Here is a 7,318-nt window from a genome sequence, read left to right as displayed (position 1 = left end):
CCGCCGCCCTCACCTCCGTACGGAGGTGAGGGCGGCGGCACGACCTCTCCGGTCGGCTCAGACCTTGCGGTAGCGCGCCATGCCGAACGAGAACATCCCGAAGAGCACCAGACCCAGCGCGACCAGCACGAGCAGCCAGGGACCGGCCGGGGTGTCCGTGAACGAACGCAGCGTGGCGTCGAAGCCCTTCGCCTTGTCGGGCTCGTAGTCCATGGCGGCCTTGACCACGAACCAGCCCAGCGCCGCGAACAGCAGCCCGCGCGCCAGTCCGCCGCCGACCCCGGTCACGTCGATGTACCGCTTCGCCGCGCGGGACATCTGTCCGAGCTTGAGGTGCTTGTGGTACGACCGCCTCGCGGCGCGCACCCCGATCCACAGACCGGCGGCCAGGATGCCGACACCGGCCGCGCCGACCAGCCACTGTCCGGCGGGCAGTTCCATCGCCTTGGCCGTGACGTCCTGCGACTGCTCGTCGCCCGACGAGCCGCCCTTGTCGCCGGCGGCGAAGGTGAGGACCGAGTAGGCCACGAAGCCGTAGAAGAGGAAGCGCCCGGCCGACAACAGCCGCGTGCTCGTCTTGTGGCCGTCGGGTCCCGCGGCGCCGAACAGCGCCTCGGACAGCCGCCACAGGCACATGCCGACCAGACCGATGCCCAGGGCCCACAGGACGAACGAGCCCATGGGCTTCTCGCCGATCTCGGCCAGCGCGCCACCGCGGTCGGCCTGCTTGGCGCCGCCTCCGAACGCGATCTGCAGCGCCAGCAGCCCGATCAGCAGATAGATGACGCCGCGCGCGGCGAAACCCCAGCGGGCCGCGGCGTCCATCGCCGAACTGTTCGCCGCCTGACGGCCCTTGCTACGGCCTCTGAGTGACATCGTGCGTGCGTTCATGTGGCACCCCTCCCATCGGTGCTGGTCGGGTGCCCCCGGCGCGGGCGCGGAAACGGTGCGGCGGCCCGGCTCAGCTCCAGCCCGCCACGATGACTGACAGTCCGGCGGCGAAGCCGGCACCCAGCAGAGCCACGTACGCGCCGTAGTAACGGCGGAGACGGTGCAGCAGCAGACCGAGCATTCCGAAGACCGCGCCGACCGTCAGGGTCCGCGAGCCGCGGGCCCGCGCGGACTCCGCGAGCCAGTCGGCCGCCGGCACGTCGGCGCGGCCCGCCTCGGCGGCGTACACCTTGAACGGGATGCCGTTCCACGGCTGGTGGCGTACGGCGGACGCCGACTCGGCCGCCAGCTCGTGACGGACCTCCGCGCGCATCCGGTCCGTCGTCAGCGGCGCGGGCAACTGATGCCCCGTGTTCGCCAGTTGGAGGGCCAGCAGTCCGCCGGCGAGGCTTCCGGCGAGCGCGGCGAGGGAGAGCCGCGGCGCCGCGCGGGGGAGGGCCACGCATGCGATGCCGAGCAGCAGTTCGGGCATCAGCGGCCAGCTCAGCGCCTCGGCGCAGGCCCAGGCGAAGGCCAGCGGCAGTCCCCAGCGGGACGCGGCCACCGCCGCCACCCGGCGCCGTACGGGGGAGTCGCGCGGCGGCTCCGTACCCGTACGGGCGTGCAGCGCCGCGACCGCCGCCCGCGCGTCCTCCGGCGTCGCCGACGGCGGCAGCGGCTCGCCGATCCGCACCCGCACCAGCGACGAACGCAGCCGCCCGTGCTTGGGCAGCAGCCGGTCCGTGCCCGCGATACCCACCGGTACGACCGGGACGCCCGCGCGCTCCGCGAGGACCAGGGCGCCGCGGTGGAAGGCGCCGACCGCGCCGTCCGCCCCGCGCGTGCCCTCGGGGAACAGGACGACCGCGCGGCCGGCCCGCAGCCCGTCCGCCATGGACATCAGGTCGTCCATGCCGCCGCCGGTGCGCCGTACGGGGAACCCCGCGGCGAGCACCCGGCAGACGCGCCGTCGCCACGGCGAGGCGAACCAGTAGTCCGCCGCCGCCCCGATGGTGGGACGGTGCCGGGAGTCGAGCGCCGCCAGGAGCGCGGCGGTATCGGCGTGCGAGGAGTGGTTGGCCACAACTACGCACCCACGGGGCGGCAGTTGGCCCTGCCGCCGCACGCCGCCGGTGACGGTCAGGACGACCCACCACAGCGCGCGCCGCAGGAGCGCGCCGAGGCGCGAGGGCGCGAGGGCGGGCGCCTGCGCCGGGCCGGGGCCGCCGGGGACGGTGCGGCTCCCACGCCCACGCCCACGGCCGAGCGCGGAACCGCGCCGCCCGGAGCCACGAAACCGCCGAGCCTCGCTCCCGCAGAGATCACCGGGGCTGCCGACCGCGAACGCGACAGCCGCCGCCCCCGCACCCTCCCCCACACCTGTGCCCGCGTCCGCGCCCGCGCGCCGTCGCCGGTGCCCGACGACCGTCGGGCGGCGCCGCAGCCGTCGCGGCGCCGAGCGTGCCCCGGCCCCCGTACGGGAAGCGATACGTGCCGTCATGCCGTCACCACCATCGCGAGCAGGAGAGCCAGCAGCAGGGAGTCGATCCGGTCGAGCAGCCCGCCGAAGCCCGGCAGCCAACTGCCCGCGTCCTTCACGCCCGCCTCCCGCTTGACCATGGATTCGAGCAGGTCGCCGAGTACGCAGCCGGCCAGCACCGCCGCCCACAGCAGCGGCGTGAAGGCCCCGACGGCGGCCAGGGCGAGGGCGGTCGCCGCCGCCGCGCCGAGAACCCCCGCCCACGTCTTGCTGGGGGAGAGGGGCGACAGCGGCCGGGAGAGCGGGCCACGCCGCCCCAGCGCCGTACCGCCGCACCACGCCCCGACGTCGCCGAGCGCCACCGCCAGCCCGACCGCGACCGCCGTGTCCTGAAGCACCACAAGTCCCATGAGCGGGAGGGGAATCCACAACAGGGCGAAGACGGTGCGCGCGGAGCGGGTGAAGCCCCGCTCGTGGTCACCGGCCAGCAGCGCCGGGAGCGCCGCCGCCACCAGAAGCAGCGCCACCACCCTCAGATCGACCGCCCGCAGGTCCACCGCGTCCGGTACCAGCCACGCCAGTGCCGGGAGCACGACGGCGGCCACGGCCAGTACGGCGTGCTCCGCACGCGGCAGCCCCGTCATCCGCACGTACTCGCTCACCGCCGTCACCCCGAGCGCCGCGGCGAGCGCGAACGCGCCCCCGGCGCCCAGGACCAGCGCCCCGAGGAACACCGGAGCGGCGATCGCCCACGTCCGCCACCTCTTGCGCAGTTCCGCACGCACCGCGACCCGCGACGGCAGCGCCGCCACCGCGATCCCGCTCGCCCCGAGGGCGCCGGCGACGAGGGGCACGGCGCGCCCCACGGCCTCGCCCGCGATCATGACGGCGCTCATGCGAGCTTCCTCCAGACCCAGCCGAACCGCACGACCGCGGTGAGCGCCGAGCCCGCCGCGATCACGACGAGCACCGGCACCGCCCAGCCCGTCGCGGCGGCGATGACGACGAGCAGGCACCGTTCGGTCTTGCCGACGGGGCCCCCGTTACGGCGCGGCGCGCCCGCCGCCGTACCCGCGAGTGACACCCAGGACGGGAGCGTCGCCGCCAGAGCGGCGACCGCGACCAGCCACAGCGGCGCCAGCGCGACGAAGCCGGCCAGGACGACCAGGTCGGCCGCGCGATCACCGAGTTCGTTGAGGACGGCGCCGCGCCGCGTCGTCCGCCCGGTGTCCCGGGCCAGCGCCCCGTCGAGATTGGCGAAGGCCAGACGGGCGGCGAGAAGGGCGGCGACGGGGAGCGCGGCGAGCGGACCGGCGGGCAGCCACGCCACGGCGGCGGCCGCACCGGCCGCGCTGACGACACCCGCCGCGGTGAGCGTGTCGGGCGACACCTCGCGACGGACGAGGGCGGCCCGGACTCCGGAGAGCCGGGACGCGTACCAGGGCTTAAGTGCGTAAAGGCCGTTCATGCGCCAACTGTCGTGGCAGGCACGTTTTTTCGACATGGAGCAACTACTCAACCGGGCACTGAGTACGTGCGCGGGCGCCCGGCCTGAAAGAGTGAGAAGCATGTCAGACCCGCTGCGCACCGCCCACACCTTCGAACTCGACCCGGCGACCCTCGGCGAGATCCGCGCCCTCCTGGACGATGCCTTCGACGGGGCCTTCAGCGAGGAGGACTGGACGCACGGGCTCGGCGGCGTCCATGTCCTCGTACGGGACGGAACGGGCGCGCTCGTCGCCCACGGCAGCGTGATCCAGCGCCGGTTGACGCACGCGGGCCGGTCGTACCGCGTGGGTTACGTCGAAGCGGTCGGCGTGCGCGCGGACCGGCGCGGCGACGGGCTCGGCGGCCGGGTGCTGGAGGTGCTGGAGCGGGTGATCGCCCGGGCGTACGACGTCGGCGCGCTCTCCGCCTCCGACTCCGGCGCGGGCCTCTACCGCTCACGTGGCTGGCACCTGTGGCAGGGCCGGGTCGAGGCGCTGAGCCCGGACGGGGTCGTACGGCTGCCGGAGGAGGAGGGCTCGACCTATCTCTGGCCGGTGCCGGACCGCGAACTCCCGTCCGCCGACGACGCGTTGATCTTCGACTGGCGCGACGGCGACGTGCTGTAGACCGCGGGCCGCCGGGCGGCGGCCCCGCTCAGCCCCTGTTCCCCGGGTCCCTGTCCTCCCGGCCCGTCGCTCCGTCCTCGGCGCCGTCGATCACGTCCTTCCGGACACCGGACCGGGCGGCGATCCCCGCGGCGACGGCGATCGGGACGAACAGCGCCAGGTTGAACTCCACGGCCCCGGAGCCGTACAGGAACGTCAGGATCAGCGCGCTCACCGCCGTCACGGCCAGCAGCGCGCGTGTCCTCCTGCCGAAGTAGAAGCTCCACCGCGGCGTCCCGGGCCGGGTGGCGACCGTCGCCGCCGGTCCCGCGCTCGCCGCCGTGGGCCGCTTGAGATACAGGTAGTACGTCCACTGCCCGCACGGCTCCCAGCCGTCCGGGGCGAGCTCCGACTCCACCGCGCCGCGCCCGCGGCCGGTCAGCACCTCGCGCCGGTACTCCCAGCGCAGCGCCGCGCCGACGGTGCGGCGGCACACGAAGCGGCCGAAGGCGTCCAGCCGTTCGACCTCCCAGCCCTGGTCGCCGTAGACGTTGAACAGCCTGCGGTCGTTGTAGATGTCGGTGGTCCACTTCCACGTCTCGGCGGTGGCCTCCGGCTCCTCGGGCCCGCCACCGGCACCGTCGCCGCCGTTCGTGAGACGCACGGCGAACTCCTCGACCGGCCCGAACTCCTCCTCGGCGGCGGAGCCGGTCTCCGCCAGATACGCGGTCAGGTCGGTGACGGTGACGGTCACCTCGCGCTCGGCCATGCCGCCGGCCCGCAGGGCGGCGGCCAGTTCCTCGAAGTAGCCGGTCCCGGTGGTGGATCGCTCCCGATCGCTCATGACGCCCCCTCGGTGCTCAGCATCTTCCGCACGGTGGTGTGGAACTCCAGCCAGTTGCCGCTCTCGGTGGCGAGCCGGCGCCGACCCTCGTCCGTCAGCCGGTAGTAACGCCGCCCCGGCCCGCGCTCGGCCGCGCGGAACTCCCCGACGACCAGTCCGGCCTCTTCGAGCCGGTTGAGCACGGGGTAGAGCGTCCCGCCCTTGATGTCGCCGAGACCGGCGCCGGCGAGGGCCTTGGAGATCTCGTACCCGTAGCTCTCCCCGTCGGTGAGACAGGACAGGACGAGAAGGTCGAGGACCCCCTTGAGCCAGCTGGATCTGCGGTCTGCTGCCATGGCTGTATTCCACCACCACCTAGATAGGAATGCAATCTAGGTCGCTGTGCCAGATCGATGCTGCCGTCTCAGATGCTAGGACGTCCGACTAACTGTGGAGACAGAACGGCCTCGCTCCCTTAGCTTTGTAGAAGCCGAACGACTCGCTCGACCCAGCGAACGGCGGACGAGAGCAATCGCCCCCACACAGGCAACCCCTGTAGCGCGTGCTCCCCGCCCAACCGGCGCCTCGCAGATGCCTCATACGGCTTCCCCCGGCCGTATGCCTCAGCTGTCTCAAGGAGTCGATCACCATGGCCGAGACGACAATCCGCCGCCGCGTCCGTCACACCCCCCGCGCCAGTGAGTCCGACCGCAAGAACGCCGCAGCGGCGCTCCAGCGTGCCCTCGACCGCAGGGACAACGGCGGCTCCACCGGCCACTGAGTCGGGGCCGCCCCACCGTCGACGCCGGCGACGGCGCCGTACCTGCGCGCCGTCGCCGTCCAGTGCGCCGCGTTCACGGGCACACGCCCGCGCGCAACACGCGATCGTCCGAATCGTGGACCGCGCGTGTCAGGCACTGGGACGCGAAGTAAGGTGCCCGTCATGTCTCGCAGCATCAATCTCGCAGTGATCCCCGGTGACGGCATCGGCCAGGAGGTCGTGGCCCAGGGTCTGAAGGTCCTCAGCTCCGTGCTCCCGCAGGATGTGAAGCTGGAGACCAAGGAGTACGACCTCGGCGCCAGGCGCTGGCACCGTACCGGGGAGACCCTCCCGGACTCGGAACTCGCCGCGCTCAAGACGCACGACGCGATCCTCCTCGGCGCCATCGGCGACCCGTCCGTGCCGTCCGGGATCCTGGAGCGGGGGCTGCTGCTGAAGCTGCGGTTCGCCTTCGACCACTACGTCAACCTGCGCCCGTCGAAGCTCTTCCCGAACCAGGCGACCCCGCTCGCCGGCCGCCCGGACATCGACTTCGTCGTCGTCCGTGAAGGCACCGAGGGCCCGTACACGGGCAACGGTGGTTCCCTGCGCACCGATACGCCCGCCGAGGTGGCCACGGAGGTCAGCCTCAATACGGCGTACGGCGTGGAGCGTGTCGTACGCGACGCGTACGAGCGTGCCGACTCCCGCCCCCGCAAGAAGCTGACGCTGGTCCACAAGAACAACGTCCTCGTCTACGCGGGCCACCTCTGGAAGAGGATCTTCGACCGGGTCGGCCAGGAGTACCCCGAGGTCTCCACCGACTATCTGCACGTCGACGCCGCGACGATCTTCTTCGTCACCCAGCCCGAGCGTTTCGACGTGATCGTCACCGACAACCTCTTCGGTGACATCCTCACCGACCTCGCCGCTGCCGTGACCGGCGGCATCGGCCTGGCCGCGTCCGCGAACATCAACCCCGACCGGGCGTTCCCGTCCATGTTCGAGCCCGTCCACGGCTCGGCGCCGGACATCGCGGGCCAGGGGAAGGCCGACCCCACGGCCACGATCCTCTCGGTCGCGCTGCTGCTGCCGTACGACCGACGAGATCGGTGACGCGCTCGTCGTACGAGTAGCGAGCTGACCCGACGACTCCCACAGCCGCCGGGTCACAGCACCCGGCGGCTGTGCTTTGCGGCCACCGGGTGTCACCATCATCCGTAGGGCCGCAT

The 7,318-nt window shown here is 73.1% G+C and carries 8 protein-coding genes and 1 pseudogene; 3 read left to right on the top strand and 6 right to left on the bottom strand.

Going from position 1 to position 7,318, the window contains the following annotated elements:
* Window positions 1–57: 57 nt before the first annotated feature.
* The 4 genes from ACFWHU_RS30525 to ACFWHU_RS30510 all read right to left on the bottom strand — a co-directional run bounded on the left by ACFWHU_RS30525 (window position 58) and on the right by ACFWHU_RS30510 (window position 3,878).
* Complete coding sequence (locus tag ACFWHU_RS30525; protein WP_385798691.1) at window positions 58–891, bottom strand: DUF1206 domain-containing protein; 834 nt, start codon at window positions 889–891, stop codon at window positions 58–60.
* A gap of 70 nt (window positions 892–961) precedes the next feature.
* Window positions 962–2,431, bottom strand: a complete 1,470-nt coding sequence (locus ACFWHU_RS30520; RefSeq protein ID WP_387228702.1) for a lysophospholipid acyltransferase family protein — start codon at window positions 2,429–2,431, stop codon at window positions 962–964.
* Entirely contained in the window at window positions 2,428–3,306 is an 879-nt protein-coding gene (locus ACFWHU_RS30515) for a phosphatidate cytidylyltransferase (RefSeq protein ID WP_387228700.1), read from the bottom strand. The genes ACFWHU_RS30520 and ACFWHU_RS30515 overlap by 4 nt, the downstream gene beginning before the upstream one ends.
* Window positions 3,303–3,878, bottom strand: coding sequence for a CDP-alcohol phosphatidyltransferase family protein (locus ACFWHU_RS30510; RefSeq protein WP_385798685.1), 576 nt, complete (start codon window positions 3,876–3,878; stop codon window positions 3,303–3,305). Before ACFWHU_RS30510 ends, ACFWHU_RS30515 begins: the two co-directional genes overlap by 4 nt.
* Window positions 3,879–3,978: 100 nt before the next feature.
* Here ACFWHU_RS30510 and ACFWHU_RS30505 point away from each other — a divergent pair, with 100 nt between their 5' ends.
* Window positions 3,979–4,524 carry a GNAT family N-acetyltransferase gene (locus ACFWHU_RS30505; protein WP_387228698.1) on the top strand — a complete coding sequence of 182 codons (546 nt, stop codon included), beginning with the start codon at window positions 3,979–3,981 and terminating at the stop codon, window positions 4,522–4,524.
* 28 nt (window positions 4,525–4,552) lie between these two features.
* On the opposite strand, the gene ACFWHU_RS30500 is transcribed toward ACFWHU_RS30505, so the two are convergent.
* Window positions 4,553–5,347, bottom strand: a complete 795-nt coding sequence (locus ACFWHU_RS30500) for a hypothetical protein (RefSeq protein ID WP_387228696.1) — start codon at window positions 5,345–5,347, stop codon at window positions 4,553–4,555.
* Window positions 5,344–5,682: a PadR family transcriptional regulator gene (locus ACFWHU_RS30495; RefSeq protein ID WP_385798679.1), complete on the bottom strand. Its 339-nt coding sequence runs from the start codon at window positions 5,680–5,682 to the stop codon at window positions 5,344–5,346. The genes ACFWHU_RS30500 and ACFWHU_RS30495 overlap by 4 nt, the downstream gene beginning before the upstream one ends.
* Before the next feature lie 293 nt (window positions 5,683–5,975).
* On the opposite strand from ACFWHU_RS30495, the gene ACFWHU_RS30490 reads away from it, so the two are divergent.
* Together ACFWHU_RS30490 and ACFWHU_RS30485 are read left to right on the top strand one after the other, a co-directional pair.
* Window positions 5,976–6,107 (top strand): hypothetical protein, encoded by a 132-nt coding sequence (locus ACFWHU_RS30490; protein ID WP_385798677.1) that lies wholly within the window; start codon window positions 5,976–5,978, stop codon window positions 6,105–6,107.
* Between the two features lie 162 nt (window positions 6,108–6,269).
* Window positions 6,270–7,230 (top strand): annotated as a pseudogene (locus tag ACFWHU_RS30485) (3-isopropylmalate dehydrogenase).
* Window positions 7,231–7,318 lie beyond the last annotated feature (88 nt).

It is taken from the genome of Streptomyces sp. NPDC060366, assembly GCF_042725135.1.
Classification (GTDB): domain Bacteria; phylum Actinomycetota; class Actinomycetes; order Streptomycetales; family Streptomycetaceae; genus Streptomyces.
The sequence above is the reverse complement of the archived record's forward strand: the minus strand, read 5'-3'. Positions and strand labels throughout refer to the sequence as shown.

Bases quoted from the DNA above. Each gene is read 5' to 3' on its own strand.
- ACFWHU_RS30510 (WP_385798685.1), bottom strand. From the start codon at position 3,878: ATGAACGGCCTTTACGCACTTAAGCCCTGGTACGCGTCCCGGCTCTCC.
- ACFWHU_RS30490 (WP_385798677.1), top strand. From the start codon at position 5,976: ATGGCCGAGACGACAATCCGCCGCCGCGTCCGTCACACCCCCCGCGCC.
- ACFWHU_RS30505 (WP_387228698.1), top strand. From the start codon at position 3,979: ATGTCAGACCCGCTGCGCACCGCCCACACCTTCGAACTCGACCCGGCG.
- ACFWHU_RS30525 (WP_385798691.1), bottom strand. From the start codon at position 891: ATGAACGCACGCACGATGTCACTCAGAGGCCGTAGCAAGGGCCGTCAG.
- ACFWHU_RS30520 (WP_387228702.1), bottom strand. From the start codon at position 2,431: ATGACGGCACGTATCGCTTCCCGTACGGGGGCCGGGGCACGCTCGGCG.
- ACFWHU_RS30495 (WP_385798679.1), bottom strand. From the start codon at position 5,682: ATGGCAGCAGACCGCAGATCCAGCTGGCTCAAGGGGGTCCTCGACCTT.
- ACFWHU_RS30500 (WP_387228696.1), bottom strand. From the start codon at position 5,347: ATGAGCGATCGGGAGCGATCCACCACCGGGACCGGCTACTTCGAGGAA.
- ACFWHU_RS30515 (WP_387228700.1), bottom strand. From the start codon at position 3,306: ATGAGCGCCGTCATGATCGCGGGCGAGGCCGTGGGGCGCGCCGTGCCC.